This window comes from Natronorubrum marinum, assembly GCF_052040125.1.
Lineage (GTDB): Archaea > Halobacteriota > Halobacteria > Halobacteriales > Natrialbaceae > Natronorubrum.
The window spans coordinates 413655-432643 of the sequence record NZ_JBPPFV010000003.1 but is presented as its reverse complement, the minus strand read 5'-3'; the positions used below and the strand labels follow the sequence as shown (position 1 = coordinate 432643).

General features: G+C 65.1%; 19 protein-coding genes and 1 tRNA gene. 12 read left to right on the top strand and 8 right to left on the bottom strand.

Going from position 1 to position 18989, the window contains the following annotated elements; all coding sequences use genetic code 11:
* Positions 1–42: 42 nt before the first annotated feature.
* Positions 43–939: a hypothetical protein gene (locus tag ACSFC5_RS18380; RefSeq protein WP_440766690.1), complete on the top strand. Its 897-nt coding sequence runs from the start codon at positions 43–45 to the stop codon at positions 937–939.
* A 260-nt stretch (positions 940–1199) separates the two neighbouring features.
* On the opposite strand, the gene ACSFC5_RS18375 is transcribed toward ACSFC5_RS18380, so the two are convergent.
* Positions 1200–3038 (bottom strand): helicase C-terminal domain-containing protein, encoded by a 1839-nt coding sequence (locus ACSFC5_RS18375; protein ID WP_440766987.1) that lies wholly within the window; start codon positions 3036–3038, stop codon positions 1200–1202.
* A gap of 287 nt (positions 3039–3325) precedes the next feature.
* Here ACSFC5_RS18375 and ACSFC5_RS18370 point away from each other — a divergent pair, with 287 nt between their 5' ends.
* Together ACSFC5_RS18370 and ACSFC5_RS18365 are read left to right on the top strand one after the other, a co-directional pair.
* Positions 3326–3997, top strand: coding sequence for a hypothetical protein (locus tag ACSFC5_RS18370; RefSeq protein ID WP_440766689.1), 672 nt, complete (start codon positions 3326–3328; stop codon positions 3995–3997).
* Positions 3998–4146: 149 nt separating this feature from the next.
* A tRNA-Gly gene (locus tag ACSFC5_RS18365) sits at positions 4147–4234 on the top strand.
* Between the two features lie 171 nt (positions 4235–4405).
* Here ACSFC5_RS18365 and ACSFC5_RS18360 read toward each other — a convergent pair.
* On the bottom strand, positions 4406–4645 hold the full coding sequence (locus tag ACSFC5_RS18360) for a DUF7561 family protein (protein ID WP_440766688.1): 240 nt from the start codon (positions 4643–4645) through the stop codon (positions 4406–4408).
* 94 nt (positions 4646–4739) lie between these two features.
* Between ACSFC5_RS18360 and ACSFC5_RS18355 the strand changes: the two genes are divergently transcribed.
* The gene (locus tag ACSFC5_RS18355) at positions 4740–5759 is read left to right on the top strand and encodes a YkgJ family cysteine cluster protein (RefSeq protein WP_440766687.1); all 1020 of its coding nucleotides are present in this window, start codon (positions 4740–4742) and stop codon (positions 5757–5759) included.
* A 109-nt stretch (positions 5760–5868) separates the two neighbouring features.
* On the opposite strand, the gene ACSFC5_RS18350 is transcribed toward ACSFC5_RS18355, so the two are convergent.
* A complete protein-coding gene (locus ACSFC5_RS18350; protein ID WP_440766686.1) occupies positions 5869–6042 on the bottom strand; it encodes a DUF5786 family protein in 174 nt (57 codons plus the stop codon).
* A 134-nt stretch (positions 6043–6176) separates the two neighbouring features.
* Here ACSFC5_RS18350 and ACSFC5_RS18345 point away from each other — a divergent pair, with 134 nt between their 5' ends.
* From ACSFC5_RS18345 to ACSFC5_RS18335, 3 genes are all read left to right on the top strand, one after another.
* A complete protein-coding gene (locus tag ACSFC5_RS18345; protein ID WP_440766685.1) occupies positions 6177–7184 on the top strand; it encodes a DUF5784 family protein in 1008 nt (335 codons plus the stop codon).
* A 103-nt stretch (positions 7185–7287) separates the two neighbouring features.
* On the top strand, positions 7288–8349 hold the full coding sequence (locus tag ACSFC5_RS18340) for a zinc-dependent alcohol dehydrogenase family protein (protein ID WP_440766684.1): 1062 nt from the start codon (positions 7288–7290) through the stop codon (positions 8347–8349).
* A gap of 125 nt (positions 8350–8474) precedes the next feature.
* Positions 8475–9416 carry a cupredoxin domain-containing protein gene (locus ACSFC5_RS18335; protein ID WP_440766683.1) on the top strand — a complete coding sequence of 314 codons (942 nt, stop codon included), beginning with the start codon at positions 8475–8477 and terminating at the stop codon, positions 9414–9416.
* Between the two features lie 217 nt (positions 9417–9633).
* Here ACSFC5_RS18335 and ACSFC5_RS18330 read toward each other — a convergent pair whose 3' ends face one another.
* Complete coding sequence (locus ACSFC5_RS18330) at positions 9634–9921, bottom strand: DUF5789 family protein (RefSeq protein ID WP_440766682.1); 288 nt, start codon at positions 9919–9921, stop codon at positions 9634–9636.
* Between the two features lie 168 nt (positions 9922–10089).
* On the opposite strand from ACSFC5_RS18330, the gene ACSFC5_RS18325 reads away from it, so the two are divergent.
* Complete coding sequence (locus tag ACSFC5_RS18325; protein ID WP_440766681.1) at positions 10090–10872, top strand: PHP domain-containing protein; 783 nt, start codon at positions 10090–10092, stop codon at positions 10870–10872.
* Positions 10873–10933: 61 nt separating this feature from the next.
* The gene (locus ACSFC5_RS18320; protein WP_006066091.1) at positions 10934–11098 is read left to right on the top strand and encodes a DUF6757 family protein; all 165 of its coding nucleotides are present in this window, start codon (positions 10934–10936) and stop codon (positions 11096–11098) included.
* 59 nt (positions 11099–11157) lie between these two features.
* On the opposite strand, the gene ACSFC5_RS18315 is transcribed toward ACSFC5_RS18320, so the two are convergent.
* From ACSFC5_RS18315 to ACSFC5_RS18300, 4 genes are all read right to left on the bottom strand, one after another.
* The gene (locus tag ACSFC5_RS18315) at positions 11158–11481 is read right to left on the bottom strand and encodes a 4Fe-4S dicluster domain-containing protein (protein ID WP_006092579.1); all 324 of its coding nucleotides are present in this window, start codon (positions 11479–11481) and stop codon (positions 11158–11160) included.
* Between the two features lie 163 nt (positions 11482–11644).
* Positions 11645–12445: a TrmB family transcriptional regulator gene (locus ACSFC5_RS18310; RefSeq protein WP_440766680.1), complete on the bottom strand. Its 801-nt coding sequence runs from the start codon at positions 12443–12445 to the stop codon at positions 11645–11647.
* A gap of 63 nt (positions 12446–12508) precedes the next feature.
* Entirely contained in the window at positions 12509–12658 is a 150-nt protein-coding gene (locus tag ACSFC5_RS18305; protein WP_440766679.1) for a hypothetical protein, read from the bottom strand.
* Positions 12659–12779: 121 nt separating this feature from the next.
* A complete protein-coding gene (locus tag ACSFC5_RS18300; RefSeq protein WP_440766678.1) occupies positions 12780–13952 on the bottom strand; it encodes an MFS transporter in 1173 nt (390 codons plus the stop codon).
* Positions 13953–14244: 292 nt separating this feature from the next.
* On the opposite strand from ACSFC5_RS18300, the gene ACSFC5_RS18295 reads away from it, so the two are divergent.
* The 3 genes from ACSFC5_RS18295 (at position 14245) to ACSFC5_RS18285 (ending at position 18649) form a co-directional block, all read left to right on the top strand.
* Positions 14245–15267, top strand: a complete 1023-nt coding sequence (locus tag ACSFC5_RS18295; RefSeq protein WP_440766677.1) for an asparaginase — start codon at positions 14245–14247, stop codon at positions 15265–15267.
* 111 nt (positions 15268–15378) lie between these two features.
* The gene (gene hemB / locus ACSFC5_RS18290; RefSeq protein ID WP_440766676.1) at positions 15379–16410 is read left to right on the top strand and encodes a porphobilinogen synthase; all 1032 of its coding nucleotides are present in this window, start codon (positions 15379–15381) and stop codon (positions 16408–16410) included.
* A 544-nt stretch (positions 16411–16954) separates the two neighbouring features.
* Complete coding sequence (locus tag ACSFC5_RS18285) at positions 16955–18649, top strand: ammonium transporter (RefSeq protein WP_440766675.1); 1695 nt, start codon at positions 16955–16957, stop codon at positions 18647–18649.
* The last annotated feature ends 340 nt before the right edge of the window (positions 18650–18989 follow it).

The window sequence follows — 18989 nt, the reverse complement described above, 5'->3', positions numbered from 1 at the left end:
AAGAGTATCGAACGGAACCGATTTGCACACCAAACCAACATAATGACAGATACGAGATCACTGAAGCAACTAGTCGTCCTCGCCATGGTGGTCGTCCTCGCGACGACGGCGATGGCGGCTGGCGCACACGCAACGACCGCCGACGGCGACTCACACGGCGAACTGATGACGACCGACGCGGACGGAACGCTGGCGCTCGCGGTGACCGACTCGAGCGACGACACAGTCACCGTCACGGTGTCGTCGACCGCCGCGGACAGCGCCGGCTTTCAGGCGAACCTGAGCTACACACCGACCGACGCGAGCGTCGAGAGCGTCGAGTTCGAAGAGTTGGGTGGTGTCAGTTATCACAGTCACGACCCCGACACCGGGCACGTATTCCTGACCCAGTCGAACGTCGGCTCGGCAAGCGTCGACGAACCGACGCTCGCGACGGTGACGATGATCGTCGGCGACGACGGGGTATCGGGACTCGAGTTCGTCGACGGCGATTCGCTGGTCACGGACAGTGCCGGCGAAGTCATCGGCGAAACCGACGAGTCATCAACGGGTGGGACGGTCCCAAGTGGCGGCGGAAGCGGTGGTTTCGGCGACGGAGCCGACGGTCACACGAATACGACCGAAACTGCGGGGAATGACACAGCGGACGGTGACGAAAACGGTGTCGACGATGCCGCTGGAGACGGTGAGACAGACACCGACGATGGAGACGGCGCGGATGACGACACCGACGGCACGAACGACGACACGGACAGCAGTGACGACAACAGCGACGACGAGACCAACGCGGACGACGGAGAGAGCACAGACGACGAAAACGGCGCAGGCGGCGCAGACGACGCCGACGATAGTGACGGACTGCCGGGCTTCGGTCTCGCCCTCACGATCGGAACGGTGCTCGCTGTGCTAGTCGTAACCGTCCGTCAGCACCGTCGCTAAATCGCCTATCCACCCTCTCCTCGAGTTCAAACCCCTTCTCGGCGACGCGGGGGCGTGACATTCATAACGACGGGGAGAATCGAATAACGTATGGACAAGAACCAGTTCATCGCGCTCGGCTTCGCGTTCCTCATGATCTCCTCGATGATCGCGTGGGGCGCACTCGCCGCACTCTGAGTCCGTCGCGTCGCCTCCCGCCCGCTCGGGGGGAGGGTGACAACTCGAAACGACGCTCAGTTCTCGAGCGATGAACGCCTATTCTAGCTGTCCGTATCCCAGACGTCGGCCAGGGGACTCGAGCCGGACGACCGTCCCGACCGTCGGGAGCGCGAGCGGTTCCGCGAGCGTTCGTCCGCCGTCGACGTGCCGTTCTCGTTCGTCGTCGACGTTGCGCTACCCCCGCCAGCACCGCCACTGTCGGGGAGCGCCGCCCGCGGCTGGAACTCGGGAAGATCGGGTTCCGACAGTCGATCGACCTGTTCTTCGAACCAGTCGGGCATGTCCGTGCGTGCGCGCTCGAACAAGTCGAGCAGGCTCGAGTCCGCGAGATACGTCGCGCCGTAGTCGTCGGGCGCGCGGACGACGCGGCCACAGCCCTGGATAATGGTTCGTAAGGCGGTTCGGTAGTACCAGGCCCACTGACCCTCCTCGAGCCGGTGGGCGACCCGCGAGTCGCCCGTATTGAGGAATGGAGCCTTACAGAGGACCTGCCACCGACAGAGGTCGCCCTTGAGGTCGAGCGCCTCCTCCATCTTCACCGAGAGGAAGACGTCGGGGTCGTCGCTGGCCTTCCAGGCGTCCAGCGCGGCGTCGCGGCCGTCGCGGTCGTGGGTCCGGACGCGGTCGCCGACGCCGAAGTCGGAGAGCATGTCGGCGAGTCGCTCCTGAATGTCGTAGGAGTGGGCGTGGATCAGTCCCTTCTCGTCGGGGTGGTGTTGCATGAGCCGAACGATCGTGCGGGCGATCTTCGGCGTCGTCTCCGACCGGTGCTCGTAAGTCATCTTCCCCTGCGTGACGTCGTACAGTGGCCGGTTCTCGACCGGGAACGTGTGCTCGACGTCGACCAGCGCGACGTTCTCCGGATTCAATCCGACCTGTCGGCAGAAGGCGTTCTTGTTCAGAATCGTCGCCGACAGCAGCGCGAACTTGTTGCCCCGGTCCCAGACCGTGTGTTTGAGGTACTTCTCCGGGCTCATCGGCTTGATCGTGAGGGGACCGCCCGCGGGCTCGTCGTCGTCGCCGCGGCTCTCGACGCGGGCGCTCGAGGGCTCGGACTGGTCGACCAGCCACGTCGTCGGACTCTCCGGATCGCGGTAGTCGGAGACGAACCAGTCGAGTTCGCCGATGAGTTCCTGGAGGCGGTCGCGCTCGCGCACCTCCGCGGGCGACAGCGAGTCCTGGGAGAGCAGGTCGTCCTTCCGACGCCCGCAGATCTGAGCGAGGTTCTCCGCGTAGCTCACTGCGCGGTCGAGGGAGTCTATCTCGGGGACGCGGAGGTCGTCCCAGAATGGCACGGTTCGCGGCCCCAGCTGGATGGTCGCGTACATCTCGGCCCACTGGGCGAGTCCGTGGGCCTCGTCGATGACCACGACGTCGCGCGTTCGAAACACCTCGCTCCCCGCGGTTTGCATGAAGTAGGCGAGCGTCATCGCTGCGATCGACCGATTGGAGGCGATCGCTCGATCCGAAAAGTACGGACAGCGGTGTTTGACCGAACAGTCGTAGCCCCGCTCGCGGACGCAGGGGGCCTGATTGACCGGCGTGTTGCGCTCGTCCGGCAGGATACAGCTGTAGTTCGATTTCCCGCGGATGACGTTCAGATCCGATAGCAGATCATCGGCCGCGACATCGTCTAACTGCGAGACCTGCGGCGTCGTGTAGTACGCCCCCGTCGCGTCGCTCGGATCGGCGTCGTCGATCCGACGCGCACAGCCGGCGACGGCGCGGGCTAGTAGGGACTTGCCGCTGCCCGTCGGCGCGCGCACCAACACGACGTCGTTGCCGGCCGCGAACGCGTCGCGAACGTCTCGGAGGGCTTGCTCCTGAGTCCCGCGATAGCTCGGCGCGGGGAACTCCTCGAAGATCCGCTCGGGATTCACCGTTCGACTCACGGACCGGCCGCGTCCTAAAGGCTACGAACCGTCGCTCGAGATGAGATCCCGAACGCGCGAATCCTCTCTCGAGCGGCCGATCCCGCGGCCGTCGTGTTCGGTCGTTTCGGTACGAAATCGTGTATCGTCGCCGCTCGAACGGACGACAGACTCACGGAGCGGGTCGCCGGAAGCTGAAATCAGGCTTTGACCTACCTCAAGACACATATCCCGACTTGTCGATATCCAGTTATGAAACGACGCACGCTCCTCGCCGCCGTCGGTTCGGGACGGTCGTGTCGGCCGGCTGTCTCGGTAGCAGCGACGAAATCGCTCCCGGGAACTCGCGCGACGATACCGAGGCCGCCGTCGGAACCTCGGACACGGCCTGTGATGCAACAGAGAGCTACGAGAGGTGTGGCCGGTTGCGCATTTCCTACGGCTCGTTCCCCAGCCCCGTACAGTGTGAGATCGACGCCGCACTCGAGGCCGACGGTTACACCGCGACCGGTCGCTTCCTGCTCGAGGACGCGATGGACGTCGAACATGCCTACGTTCGCCGGGACGACGCGACGTACGAAGCGAGCGTCTCCGAGTCCGACGAAACCGACGAACGGACGCTCTTTCTGGTCGAACGGGAGCGACTCACTCGGCGACGCGTCCACGGACTGCGAGTCGAAAACGCGACGGACGACCGGCGGACGATAGCGATCACTATCGACCGCGTTGCCGACGGCGAGGCCGTGGTCGACGAGACGCTCACGCTCGATGCCGGTGAGCGCGAGACGGTCGCCGTTTCGGACGTGCTGGGACGCTACGGGTGTGTGGTATCGGACGACCGCGGGCGCAAGGAGACCATCGACTCGCGGCTGGGCGAGTCCTTCCAGTTCGACAGACTCGTCGTCGGTGAGGGGTTCTCGGTAGTCGAGTCGACGGCTGACATAGCCCCCTGTTCTTGGAAGTCCTAACGCCTGTAGCCCTCGTCTACCGGGCCGGATGCGGTCACAGTGACCGAATAGTATCGGGTTCGAAACCGATGCTACGTCCGGGTTAGGGCCGATCGATCGAGGGTAGTCGCCCGATTACAAAGACGAACTCGGCCGTCGAACCTAAGCACGGAAGGGTCGCTTAGCGGTAGAGCACCGCGGTGCCATCCGGCCCGCGGCGGCAACGTGCCTCGTGGCGTTCGAATCCCACCCCTTCCGCTCGCGGCAATCGGTGCCGCAGTGAGGGCGGTCGTAGCTCACGCGACAGGTGCGGTCAGCCGGCGAACGGCTCTCCGTCGAGCTACTGCGTCGCGCTCATACTCACGTACCAGCGCCGGCCGGCCGCGACTCCACACGATTTTTTGGGCCGACTCCCGACCGTAGTCACAACTACGCGGCACGAAGCCGCGAGGTCTCCTCGTCGACCTGCTCGAGTCGGGCGACGCTCTCGGCGGTCGGATCGTCGGGTATCGCCTCGATGCAGGGGTAACAGAGCAGGTGTTCCGACCCGTCCGCGAGCTCGAGCGTTATCGCGGTCCCGTCGCTGCCGTCGCCGAACGTCCAGACGTTGGCGATGCCACCGGTGACCGTGACCGTTCGGCCGCAGCCGTCACAGGAATCCCGTGCCATACCCGCCGCTGGGTACCGAACGGTGAAAGTCGTTCCCCCGGACCGGTCTCCCGCCGGTGAACAGTATATACGTCGCGTCGTGTTACCGTCGAACATGGAGGTGAACTGCGAGGGCTGTGCCGGCTGTTGTCTGAACTGGCGACCGTTTTACGACACCGAGACGGACGGGACGGCCCGTCGACACCGACGCGCGCGGATCGATACGGATACCGAGGGCGAAGGAGCCGCCGACGCAGCGGGAGCTCGAGTCCCCCTCGACGACGACACGAACTTCGTCGCGTTGACTCGAGACGAGGTCCGATCGTTTCTCGAGGCGGGGATGGCTCCCGCGCTGACGCCGCGGTTCTGGCGCGCTCGAGACGCGGCCGAAGGCGTCGAGATCGATGGACGCACCGTCGCCGCCGTCGCCGGCCGTCCGGTCTTCTTCGTCGGCCTGCGGAAACCGCCGAAGCCGGTCGCTCCCTTCGACCGCGAGCGTCCGACGTGGCTCCCGGCCTGCGTCTTCCTCGACCCCGAGACGCTGCAGTGTCGCATCCACGGCGACGACCGGTTCCCCGACGAGTGCGGCTCCTATCCGGCGCACAACCTCGCGCTCGAGCAGGAGACCGAGTGCGAGCGCGTCGAAGCCGCCTTCGGGGGCCGGCGGCTGCTCGAGGACAGCGCGCCCGATGACCTCGACGGACTCTTGCTCGGCACGCAGGCCCTCGGCGCGAAGCTCTTCGCCCACCCCCGACCCGCGGCGCTCGAAGGCGTCATCGATCGGACGGCCGCCGGAGCGCTAACGAGCGAGGATCGCGCGGAGTGTCTCGCCGTCGCCGCGGCCTCGAGCCCCGGCACGCTCGTGACCTCCGACTATCACTACGAGTGGGGAAAAGAACGGGCGCTCGAGACAGCAGATGCTGACGGCAATTCGGTCGACGAATCCGACGACGAGCGCAATTCGGCCGACGGATCCGACGACATCCGTGACGAATCGTGGGTCGGGTCGGCGATCCGGGAGTGGGAACGGCGACGTCTAACCGCAGGGGAGACGGTCCCCGACCCGGCTATCGCCGCCGACGTCGAGGAGGCTCGCGGAGCGCCGACGACGCCGGGCTGGGACGCGCTCGAGTGATGCGGCGGAGCCGGAGTGCGGCACTCGACTCCCCGCGACCGGCTTGTGCGATAACTGCGGGATGGCCGTCGCTCGCAGCGATGAGAACGGGAAAACGAGCGCTGCGGCGTCAGTCCGACTTCATCCGTTCGAACTGATCGAGCAGTTCCTCAGCCGAATCGCCGGAATCGTACTCGACTTTGCCGTGATAGATCGTCCGCTCGTCGTCGAAATCGGTGTCGACCTTCGAGGCTTGCTGCTCGCGGCGCTCGTGTTCTTCTTCGTCATAGGCACCCATTGACATGGTAAGTACACACATGTTGGTGGCTGGCATACATTAATGTAACGGTCCCTCACCTCCTTCTCCCAGTTGACGGTCCCCGCTCGAGTTCCAAGCGGACACGTAACACGTATGCACTCTCACTCCGAAGCGAGGGTGTGGCACGGCCGCTTCGCTTTCGGTATTCGCCCGCGGCGTGGAGCGAACAGAACGTTCGACAGAAGATTCTGCAGCCGCTTCGATCGAACATCGGAGCGCGTGCAGTCCCACCGCGATTCGAGATCGGCGCCGACTGGGAGACGCATCGCTTCGAGATGCAAAACGGCGACGTCGCCCTCTTCGCGCGAAACGACACTGAGGCCTACTGGATGGGGAACACCGAAACGCCCTCCTCGCTGTGGCGAACCGACAAGTTCGGCTGGCGGGAGGTTCCCTACCACGTCGCTCGATGGGCCCAGCGCGAACTGCTCGCAACGCTCCACGAGGAGGACCCGTGGCTCGCCGACTACCCGCACCTTTCGTGGTACTTCCTGCCCGTCTTCATGTCGAAAGACGGCCGCGAGTCGACGCGAGCCTTCTTCCGCGAGCACGCCGCCGGCTTCCCCGACGCCGGACGGCGCGAGACGACGCGGTTCTTCGAGGACTTCTTCAAGACCGGCGTGCTCGACGAGTACCGACACGTCATGTCCGGCAAGTTAGGGACCAGCGATCACGTGGATCTCGTTCGCATGAGCGCCTCGATGGGCGAGTTCATCGCCGCGAAGATCCTCAGCGACGCCGGCTACGACGTGGTTCCCGAGATCGAGGTCACGACCGGGCACTCGCTGGATTTCCGGGCCGAAGACGAAACGACCAACGTCCTCGTCGAAGTGACCCGACCGCAACCGCCGGCGAACCGGGCGGCGTCGGGCCCCGTCGCCGCCGTTCGCGACACCGCCGAGACCAAGACCAACGGCCAACTCGCCGAACACGGCGGCGGCGCGGTCCTCTTCGTCGACTGCTCGAGTTTTCGCGACGACGCCTGGAACGCCGTCCGCGGCGAGCAACCCGACGTCCGACACCGCCCCGCCGTCGTCTATCGCGCCCGCCCGAACGGCCACGTCGAAGGCTACCAGAAGGGATCGGTCCCACTCGACCTCGAGGACGCGATCGACCTGCTGAACTGACGCGAGAGACGGTACCGCCCTCGACGCATTCTCTCGAGTACGAGTCTCATCGATCTGTGAGTGTAGAGACACGTATTTGGTGTATGGTATCAATATTCATGATATGCGAGCCGCAGTACTCGAGGAACACGGCGAACCGCTCTCGATCGAAGACGTCGACGCTCCGGATCCGGATCCCGAAGGAGCAGTCGTCGAAGTCGAAGCTTGCGGCGTCTGCCGGAGCGACTGGCACGGCTGGCAGGGTGACTGGGGATGGCTCGATCTCGAAACGCAGCCGGGACAGATTCTCGGCCACGAACCCGCCGGCCGCGTCGTCGCCGTCGGCGACGAGGTCGAGAGCGTGAGCGAGGGCGATCACGTCGCGGTCCCGTTCAATCTCGGCGACGGCGTCTGTCCGCGGTGTCAGCGCGGCCACTCCAATATCTGTGAGAACGTGATGCCGCTTGGGTTCGTCGAGCAAGCACAGGGGGCGTTCGCCGAACAGCTCCACGTCCCTACCGCGGACCACAATCTCGTCGAACTGCCGGACGGCGTTTCGTCGGTCGATATGGCCGGGCTGGGCTGCCGGTTCATGACCTCGTTCCACGCGCTGGCCCACCGCGCGGATATCGGGGCCGGCGACTGGGTCTCGATCCACGGCTGCGGCGGCGTCGGCCTCTCGGCGGTCCACATCGCCGACGCGCTCGGCGCGAACGTCGTCGCCGTTGATCTGACGGACGACAAACTCGAGAAAGCCCGCGAACTCGGCGCCGTCGAGGGCGTCAACGCCGACGACGTCGAGGACGTGCCCGGGGAAGTGCAGTCGATCACGGACGGCGGCGCGCAGGTTTCGATGGACGCGCTCGGCATCGCGACGACCTGCCAGAACTCCGTGCTCAGCCTCGACGCCCACGGCCAGCACGTCCAGGTCGGACTCACGACACAGGACGAACAGGGGATGGTACACCTGCCGACCGACGCGATGACGATGCAAGAGATCGAGTTCATCGGCTCGCTGGGCATGCCGCCGACGCGCTACGACGAGATCTTCCGGATGGTCTCGACGGGGAAACTCGAGCCCGAGAAGGTCGTCTCGGAAACGATCGGACTCGAGGACGTCAGCGACAAACTCGCCGCGATGACCGACTACGGGACGGTCGGTATCCCGGTCATCGACGATTTCTGAGCGGCCGACGACGCCCCGTTCGACGGGGACCGACGGTCGGGACGGCCGCAGTTATCTCCGTTTCTGATAGTCACGTGGTACCGAGTAGCACGTTTATCTCTATAGTCGGCGAAGTAACACTCCCCATGAAGGGTGAATACGACTCCAGAGACGCCGATTCAGCGCCGATTACGCCGGGACTCGATCGCCGACGGCTGTTGCAGATACTGGGTGTGGGTACAGCACTGACGCTGGGACCGAGCGCGGTCGCTGCCGGTTTCACACCGGAACACGAGACGGGTCCACCGGACCAGTCCGGCGAGGGAATCCACCCCGTTTTCGGCTTCGCGGCGCTCGCGATGGACGTCGATCCGCCGGTCGAGCCGGATCACGTCGTCGACGCACAGATCCGACCCCGCGAGGACCGCGAGATTCCGGAGTTCTTCTTCGAGCCGACGGGGCTGTACGTCGAACCGGGCGACACCGTTCAGTTCAGACTCGTCACGCCGCATCACACCGTGACCGCGTACCACCCCGCACAGGGACAATTGCCGCGAGTTCCGGACGACGTCCCGCCGTTTTCCTCGCCCGTGTTGCCGGTGAACGCCTACTGGCTCTACACGTTCGAGCAACCGGGCGTGTACGACATGCACTGCGGTCCACACGAGATCTTCGGCCACGTGATCAGAGTCGTCGCGGGCGAGGCGACGGGCCCTGGTGCGGAGCCGGTTCCGGAGCCCGAGATGATGGCCGAACCGGACGGTGACGATGTGGAGATGCCAAACGACGGCAATGGGCCCCACGAACACGGCGACAATCGTGAAGACGACCCGCACGACCGTGAGAACGGACCACACGACGACGGCCACGACCACGGGAACGGGCCGAACGGAGACGGAGCGGAGCCGGGCGAGGACGACGCGGGACCACCGGACGACGCGGAGGAGGAGGGTCCCGAACTCCGACCGCCGGTCGGCGCTGCACTGACCGTCCTCGGCGACCCGGCGCTCGAGCCCGAACGAATCGTCGAGGAGGAGGCGGTCTCCTGGGAGGAGATCGACGACGCGAACAAGGAGCTCGTGCTCTGAAACGACCGTTCGAACCGTCGGAGTTCGCCGACGCGTGCACGAGACGGGCGAGGTCGTCGGAAGCCGTGCAGTTCGCCGGTTCTCGATCGAACGGTCGCACGCGAAACGTACCCCTATCGCACGAGGGCGGTAGGGCTCTCCATTTTGAGATCGTCACGGGGAGTCAGGGCTGAGCGAGCGACGAGAGCGAGAAGCCGGTGCGAAAAATCGTCGGTCGTTAGAACGAAACGGCGTCGGGCGCGTACGGGCTGCCGACCGGGGTCGGGTCGCGGTCGCTGTAGCCGACGCGGCCGACGGCCTTGTCGCTCACGGCGCCGTAGACGGCGAATCGGGCCTCCTCCGGGGACTCGAAGGTTTCGGACTCGAGGCGGGCGAGTACATCCGCGACCGTCTCGGACCCGTTCGGCAGTTCGAGGGTTCGATCGCCGTAGTTGTCGATCATCTCCTCGGTCGTGGCGGGATACTCGTGGTCGTCGATGACGTCGCCGGTGCCATTGAGCAGCATTACACGCTAACTACTGTGAACGATAATTATAAACATTGTCCATATACGTTCTCTAGCCCCACTGTAGACCTAGAGGTCCTAGATGTTCATTATAGATCGTGTGTTACCGTCTCTCGAAGATAGTCGGAAGAAACGACTTTACGAGCACCGGCCGTCGACTCGAGTGATATGCCGTACGCCGATTTACACGTCCACACGACGCGCTCGGACGGGAGCCTCGAACTCGCGGAGGTACCGGCCGCCGCCGACCGAGCGGGCGTAGACGTCGTCGCGGTGACGGACCACGATCGGGTGCAGCCGTTCGACGAGCCGGTGGTCGAGCGCGAGGGCGTGACCCTCGTCAGCGGGATCGAACTCCGCGTCGAGACGCCCCACGGCGAGCGCGTCGACCTGCTGGGGTACGGCGTCGAGTCGACCGGCGATCTCGAGGGAGTAGTAGACCGAATCCAGACGAATCGGGTCGAGCGCGGGCAGGCGATCGTCGACTGCGTCGAGACGCGACTCGGCGTTGATCTCGGCGTCACCGTCGGTGACGGGTTCGGACGACCGCACGTCGCGCGGGCGATCGACGACCATCCCGATGTCGAGTACGGCTACGAGGACGCGTTCGATCGGCTCATCGGCTACGGCGACCCCTGTTTCGTGCCGCGGGACGTGCCCACCTTCGAGCAGGGGTTGGCGGCGCTCACCGCGTCGTGTCGGCTCGTCTCGCTGGCCCATCCGCTGCGCTATCGCGACCCCGAGGCCGCGCTCGCGTTGACGGCCGATCCCGACCTCGAGGCCGTCGAGTTACGCTACCCCTACGGGCACGCCGACGTCGATCGGCGTCTCGTCGAGCGAGCGGTCGAGGGCAACGATCTGCTGGTGACCGGCGGAACCGACGCACACGACCGCGAACTCGGGATCGCCGGTCTCTCGCGGCGCGAATACGAGCGGTTAGAGTTATCGTAACGACGACACAATCTTGGCCGATAGCGGAGGGTTCAATGCATCGTGGTGCCAAGGCGCGAGTATGAACTGCCACTACTGTGACCGCGAGGCCGCCTTCGCCGCCGAGTCTGAAGGTCTCAAGGTCGGTCTCTGTGAGGAACACTTCCGCGAGCGCCTCCAGGAGCTCGCCGAAGCCGACGGGCTGGAGACGTTGAAGGAGAAAGTCGACGTCGATCGAGCCGAGTAACGCACCCTCCGCTCACAGACGGGTCGCAGTATTTCGCCGAACCGGTCGACGCGGTCGACTCAGGCCGTTCGACCGGCGTCGACGTCGATCGCGTCGACCGGACAGACGTCCACGCAGAGCATACAATCGATACACTGGGCCTCCTTCGCGGGATCCGCTTTCTCCTCGCTCTCGGGGTGACCCGGGGTGTCGACCCACTCGAAGACGTCGACGGGACAGTCCTCGAGACAGGCGCCGTCGGCGATACAGAGGTCGAAATCGACGGCAACGTGGGTGCCGTGGATGCCGAGTTCCTCCGGTTCGTCGACGGGACCCCAGACGGCGTGCCCGTTGTGTTCGTCGACCTTATCGCGATTCTCGGTGAACTGTGGGTCTATGGCCATTGCTAGCAGACTGAAACGGGCGGCTCACACTTAAAAGTATACACCTGCTCGGCGGCGAGAACGGCGGGCTGCATCGACGGCGGGCGTTCGGTGCCGCGGGAGCACGCCCCGGCGAACGGCTTTCGACGAACGCGCGACCGTCCGCTCGCCGGACGCGTCCACGTCAGTCGTCCGGCACCCGGCTCTCGTCGCGTCCCGCGAGTCGGTCGTCGAGCAGTTCGCGCATCCAGACCGCTAGCCCGTGATCGCGGCCGTACGTCCAGACGGCCATCTCGTTGATCACGTCGGGAAGATCGCTCTCCTTGATCCCGCTGGCGACGACGGCCTGTTGATCGACCATGAGGAGCTGTCCGGGCCACTCGGCGTACACCTCGTTCGTCGACTGCAGGTCCTCGGCCACGACGATGTCCGCACTCGGAATCCGCTGGACGAACGCCTCCCGATCGGCTTCGGTCGGGACTTCGACGTAGACGGACACACCGCGATCGACGGCGGCTTGCAGGCTATCGCGAATCGATCGATCGGCCACTTCGGTCGCCGGGAGGATGTAGTGGACCGTCTCCTCGGCGTCCTCGAGGAACGTAACGACCCGCTGGCTGACGTGTTCTTTCTGAGAAATCGCCCACATCCCCTCGTCGTCCGGCGAGTCCGGCTCCTCGAGTTGGCCGAGCGCGTTCTCGGCCGCGTTGATTCGAGAGTCGTAGTCTTCGCGAATGCGCCGACACGCCGTCTCGACCGAGACGGCCTTGTACTCGCGCGGCTCGGTCTGCTGGACGTCGACGAGTCCCTTCTTCTCGAGCCGTTCGATCGTATCGTACACCCGCGAGCGAGGAACGTCCGCGACCTGGCTGATCTCCTTTGCGGTCCCCGTCGAGAGACGGGTAAGCGCCACGAAACAGCGAGCCTCGTACTCCGTCAATCCGAGTTCGGCGAGCGTCTTGACCGCTTCCTCGGCGTCTGACACGGTCGAGATACGACGAGGGCTCGGGAAAAGGCGCGGCTTTCTTCCGCCGTGTCCCCCGAGAGATCAGTCGAAAACGGTGAACGAGGAGCCGCCGCAGGGACAGCCGTCGACGCTCCCGATCGGTCGAACGTCGCCCGAGACGAGCCAGACCGCCAACGCCCTGCCACAGCGTTCACATCGCGCCGCGCCCTTCCGCCGTGACTGTGCTGTCATCGCCCGAGTTACTCCGCCGGATCGTATAAGCAGATTGTGAGTTCGCGTGAAGTGGGCGGAGACGTGCTCCGACTGTAACAACAGTCCGGGTCAAACCCCTCCTCGAGGACCCGAACGCGAGTCAGTAGCCGAGCGAGAGCGCCCAGTTCGCCGCGAGCGCGACGAACACCAGCACGAGCAATCCGCCGAGAACGCCGAAGGCGAACCCCCAGCCGAAGAGGTCGGCGAGGAGTCCGGTCGCGACGGAGCCGAGCGCGCCGACGAAGCCGTAGACGGTCCTGATCAGGCCGAAGCCCGCCCCGCGTTCGGTCTCCGAGAGGACGTCCATGAATCGGGGCAACAGCGCCGCACCCCAGCCGAGACCGGTGCCGACCAGTATCACGGCGGCGACGATGGCGACGGTTCCGGGAACGGCGATCAGGAGCGCGAAGCCGGCCGCCGCGAGGACCATACAGCTCGCCGTGGCGACGTCGCGTCCGTACCGGTCGGACGCCGCACCGACGCCGACCTGCGTGATCGCCTGGACCACGAAGTAGCCCCCGAAGACCAGTCCGGCGAGTTCGGTCGACTGCCCGCGGTGTTCGACGAGAAACGACGGCAGGAACGAGGCCGTCGCCTGCCAGACGAACGCCCCCGCGATGGCCAGACAGATGGGGAAGGCGATCCGCGGCCGCGAGAGGAGTTCGAGCACGGCCTCGAGTTGGAACCGTTCGGCCATCGGCTGGTCGGGACGGCGCGGTTCCGTCGGGCGGACGCGCCACGCGAAGAGGACGAACACCGGGACGGCCATCGCGGCCCCGATGGCGACGGCGGGTCGCCAGCCGTACCGGACGCCGATCCACGCCGCGATCGGCGGGGCGATCAACCCGGCCGCAGGACCACCGCTGTTGTGAACGCCGATCGCGGTACCGATCTCGTCGTACGTGCGAGTCAGTAACGTCGTCGCGACGCTGTAGTGGAGCCCGGCGACGCCGCCGAGGACGACGGTCCCAACCACAAAGAGGGCGAATACCGGTGCGAGCGCGAGGAACACGCTCGCGACGGCCGTGCCGCCGATGGCGACGAGGATGATGGGACGCTCGCCGAACCGATCGGCGAGGATCCCGCTGGGAAACTGCGAGGCGAAGTAGGCCATCCACATCCCCGTGAGTGCGACCCCGACTACCGAGTTCGAGACGGCGAACTCCGCGGTGATGATCGGAACGACGGGACTGATCGCCAGTCGGCCGACCATCGTCGCGAAGAACGCGAGCGTACACAGTGCCAGCACGGTGTCTCGGTATCGCCAGCGCATCAGTCGAGTTCGCTCACCATCGTTGTCAGCGCCACCTATACTGTCGGCTGTAAGTCAGTGTGGTGGATTCGCAGGACGGCCACGGCGAATCCCGCAAACAGTTACAGCCGACAGTATAACAGCTCACTGTACTCGTCTACTCGTCGCCGGTCGCGGTCAATGAGCGTACTGCTTCCGGCAGCGGCCGCCTCGAGCTCGACGGCACCTTCCACCCGTCCGTTACACGGGTCACGCGCGACCAGCGGTCGGTCGAACCGGACAGACACTTCTTCGGTCGCGTTCACGAACGAGTATGCAGCCACACGTCCGGATCGTCAGCACCGGCGGAACGATCGCGAGCACCTCGAGCGAGGACGACGTCGGAAAGACGCCCTCGGTATCCGGCGACGACCTGGTCGACGCCGTCCCGGAGATCGCCGATCACGCCTCGATCGACGTCGACGACGTCTGCCAGGTTTCGGGATTCCAGGTGACGTTCGAGAACGCGCGGGAGATCGTCGACGCGGTCGAACGGGCCGCGAGCGAGGGCGCCGTCGGCGTCGTCGTCACCCACGGAACCGATACGATGGCCGAGTCCGCCTACTACGCCGACGTGGCCGTCGACGCCGGAATTCCGGTCGTCTTCACGGGCGCACAGCGACCGTTCGACCAGTTGGGCACGGACGGACCAACGAACCTGCTGACGGCCGTTCGGGCCGCGGCGCACGACCGGTTTCGGGAGGCGGGCGGAAGCTATCTCGCGTTCAACGACAGCGTCCACGCCGCTCGGTGGGTCGCCAAGGGACACACGAGCAAACTCGAGACGTTCGACTCGCCGAGCATAGGACCGGTCGCGGAAGACACCCCGAACGGCATCCGCTTTCTCCGCGAACCGGGTCGTTACTCGAAACCCATGCCGGGCGCGCGCGTCGATCCCGAAGTTCGCGTCGAACTCGTGACGAACGCGATGGGCGTCGACGGCCGACAGATCGAACGCGTACTCGAGTCCGATACGAACGTCGATGCGATCGTCGTCGCGGGAACCGGACTCGGAAACACGACCGGCGAACTCGGCGCGGCGCTCGAGGATGCTCTCGACCGCGGCGTGCCCGTCGTGCTCACCTCGCGCTGTTACGCCGGGACGACCGCCGGGCTGTACGGCGGCCCCGGCGGTGCGAAGACGCTGCTCGAGGCGGGCGCGGTCGAAGGTGGGGACCTCCCCGCCTGGAAAGCAAGAGTCAGGGCCGCGCTTGCGGTATCGATGACTGACGACGAGACGACGAACCCGACCGAACGGGTTCGGATTGCGTTCGAGGACGTCGATTCGGTCGCGTGATTCGGTCGGCCTGCAGGCATCTACACGACGGTCCGTCGGGAACCGTCGACCCGCCGATCCGTCTCCGCCGTCGAGCGCATCGCTTTTGCAGCCACCGACGAATACTCGCGTATGGATCTCACACACCGTCCTCGGCGGCTTCGCCAGGACAGGGTTCGCGGCCTCGTCAGCGAGACGAGCCTCGAGCCGTCCGACCTCATCGCCCCCATCTTCGTCGACGCGACGACCGACGAGCGACTCCCTATCGATTCGATGCCCGGCCACGAGCGCGTCCCGGTCGAGGAGAGCGTCGCTCGCGTCGAAGAGGTGCTCGAGACCGGCGTCGAAGCCGTCATGCTCTTCGGGATTCCGGAGTCGAAAGACGCCGAGGGGACCCGCGCCTGGGCCGAGGACGGCGTGATTCAGGAGGCGACGCGACGGATCGCCGCCGAAACCGACGCGTACGTCATCACCGACGTCTGTCTCTGTGAGTACACGGACCACGGCCACTGCGGCCCGCTCGAGGAGGAACTCCGCAGCGAGGGCCGCGGCCGCGGCGAGCGCTGCGCACACGCCCACGGCGCAACGCTGACGGTCGACAACGACGCGACGCTCGAGTCGCTCGACCGGATCGCCGTCTCCCACGCGGCGGCGGGGGCGGACATGATCGCGCCGAGCGGGATGATGGACGGGATGGTCGCTGCGATTCGGGCAGGACTCGACCGCGAAGGGTTCGAACGCGTGCCGATTATGAGCTACGCCGCGAAGTACGAGAGCGCGTTCTACGGCCCGTTCCGTGACGCCGCAGACGGCGCGCCCTCCTTCGGTAATCGCCGGCACTACCAGATGGATCCCGCGAACGCGCGCGAGGCCATGCGCGAGGTTCGCCTCGACGCCGAACAGGGCGCGGACGTCCTGATGGTCAAACCCGCGCTGCCGTATCTGGACATCGTTTCGGACATTCGGCGGGAGTTCGACCACCCCGTCGCCGCCTACAACGTCTCCGGCGAGTACGCTATGCTCCACGCCGCCGCCGAGAAGGGGTGGCTGGATCTCGAGGAGGTGGCGCTCGAGTCGCTGCTGTCGATCAAACGGGCCGGCGCGGACCTGATTTTGACGTACTTCGCGGAGGACGTCGCTCAGGGGTTGTCGAGGAATCGGTAGCAACCGTCGGTCGACTACCGATCTCTCGGATCCGACGGACACGTCGTCGGCAGTCCGAACCGAACCCGTTAGCGGGATGAGGAGCCGGAAACGTGGATCGAAGACGCCAGTAGTCGGGCCGATCACCGTCGTCTCAGCCAGTATTCTGACGAACGTCCAACCCATCAAAGCCCGGTCGAGTACGTGGCAACATCTGCCGCGCGCGAGCGGAATTTTCCTCACGAAGGCCCGTATCGTATCGGCATCGACGACCTGGCAGCAACCACGGGTTTTTCACAGTTTACAAAGATCGAATATATAACCACGGTTCGGAAAAACCGCCAAATCGTATTGCCTTATACACATTAAACCACCTTTAGATTTGTCCGCATGCCCCTATTACGCCCAGATAAGTAGTCGAACATCAACGCTAACCATTATATGGAGTTGGTCCATCCGCATCAGACGTGATTCAGAAGACAACCATGAGCCAGAACAGCCCACACGTGAACATACGTCTACAACGCACCGCTAGCAAAACGGAAGTAGCGGAGGTGGACGAATAATGGAACCGACGATCCTGCAAACCGAAGCCGAGGTATTGATGGAGTCGATCAACTACACGTGGATTCTGCTCGTCACGTTCCTCATCTTCTTCATGCACGCCGGCTTCGCCATGCTCGAGGCGGGGCAGGTGCGTTCGAAGAACGTCGCGAACCAGCTGACGAAGAACCTGCTGACGTGGAGCGTCGGCGTGACAGTGTTCTTCCTCATCGGTGTCGGCGTCGAGAGTGCCGTCGCCGGAGGCGGGTTCGAACCGGCGTTCGTGGGAGACGCCACGAGCTGGATCGACTGGTTGTACGGAGCCGTCTTCGCCATGACTGCGGCGACCATCGTTTCGGGAGCCGTCGCCGGTCGCGCGAAACTCCGCGCGTACGTCGGCTACACGTTCCTGCTGGCAGCAGTCATCTACCCGGTCGTCACCGGGCTCACGTGGGCCGGTGAGTACCTCGAGTTCGGCGGCGTGCTGTTCGAGGACTTCGCGGGTGGGATGATCGTCCACGGAATGGGCGGAATTGCCGGTCTTACCGCCGCGTGGGTGCTCGGTCCGCGCATGGATCGCTACAACGACGACGGAAGCGTCAACGTCATTCCCGGTCATTCGCTGACCTTCGCCGTCCTCGGGACGCTCATCCTCGCGTTCGGCTGGTACGGCTTCAACGTCGGTACTTCGGCGATCTTCAGCGACGGAGCGTTCGTCGGCGACCAGCTCGGTCGCGTCGCCGCGACGACGACGATTTCGATGGCCTGCGGTGCGATGGGTGCCGGACTCGTCGCGTGGCTCAAGACCGGTAAGGTCGACACGCTGTTCGTTGCAAACGGCCTGCTGGCCGGTCTGGTCGGCATCACCGCGATCCCACACACCACCGCGTGGTGGGGCGCATTCGTTGTCGGCGGTCTCGCCGGCGCACAGCTACCGATCGTCTTCGGATTCGTCGAGCAGCGACTGAAGATCGACGACGTCTGTGCAGTCTTCCCGGTCCACGGTTCCGCCGGGATCCTCGGAACGCTGCTGTTCCCGTTCGTTGCCGCACCGGGAGTCGTCGACAGCGTCGTCGACGCGTTCGTCGCTCAGGTCATCGGTGTCGTCGTCATCTCCGCTTGGACGGTCGGTGCGACCGCCATCATCTGGTACGCGTTCAAAGCCGCCGGACAGGCTCGCGTCACTCCCGAGCACGAACGTGACGGACTCGACGTCTCCGAACACGGCGTCGACACCTACCCCGAGTTCGGTGGTCCCGACATCGCGACTGACGGTGGCAAAGATAAGATTATCCGTACCGATGGTGGCGAGCGATTCGAAGAATCGCGATCCTCGTCGGAGCTTCGCTCTGACGGCGGCGAGCCAAACGACGGCGAACTCAAGATGATCACCGCGATCATCCGTCCCGACCGCCTCGGTGCAGTCAAGAAGGCGCTCGCGGAAACCGGCGCGCCATCGCTGACCGTTACGAACGTCTCTGGACGCGGCTCCCAGCCCGCAAAGAAAGGGCAGTGGCGCGGCGAGGAGTACACGGTCGATCTCCACCAGAAAGTCAAGATCGAGTGCGTCGTCGCCGACATCCCCGCCGAAGAGGTCGTCGAGGCCATCGGCGAATCCGCCAACACCGGCGAGCCGGGCGACGGCAAAATCTTCGTGATGCCCGTCGATGACGCCTACCAGGTCCGGACCGGAAACACCGGACCGGACGCCGTCTGAAGAGGGCTACGCGGTCGTCAGAGAGGCGTTTCTTTTGCAGTCACCCTTTTTCGGCATCACAGACCCCGTAGTGACTACCGAGACGGGCTGTGCGCGACAGCGTTTCCCCTGCTACCGGGCGTCCACGGAATGAGAACAGGGGCCGAACGTCAACGATTGCGAAAGAAATGAACTGGCGTCTGATGCGGACGGTAATCCGGCGAGCATCGACCGTTTGCGCCGAGTCATCGGCGTCGCAGCCGACCGTCGACGCGAACCCTTACGTGGGAATGGGCCGTCGGACTTATATATGACTGTACAGACAACTCGAGCCAAGCAACGGCGTCGTATGGACAGCTTT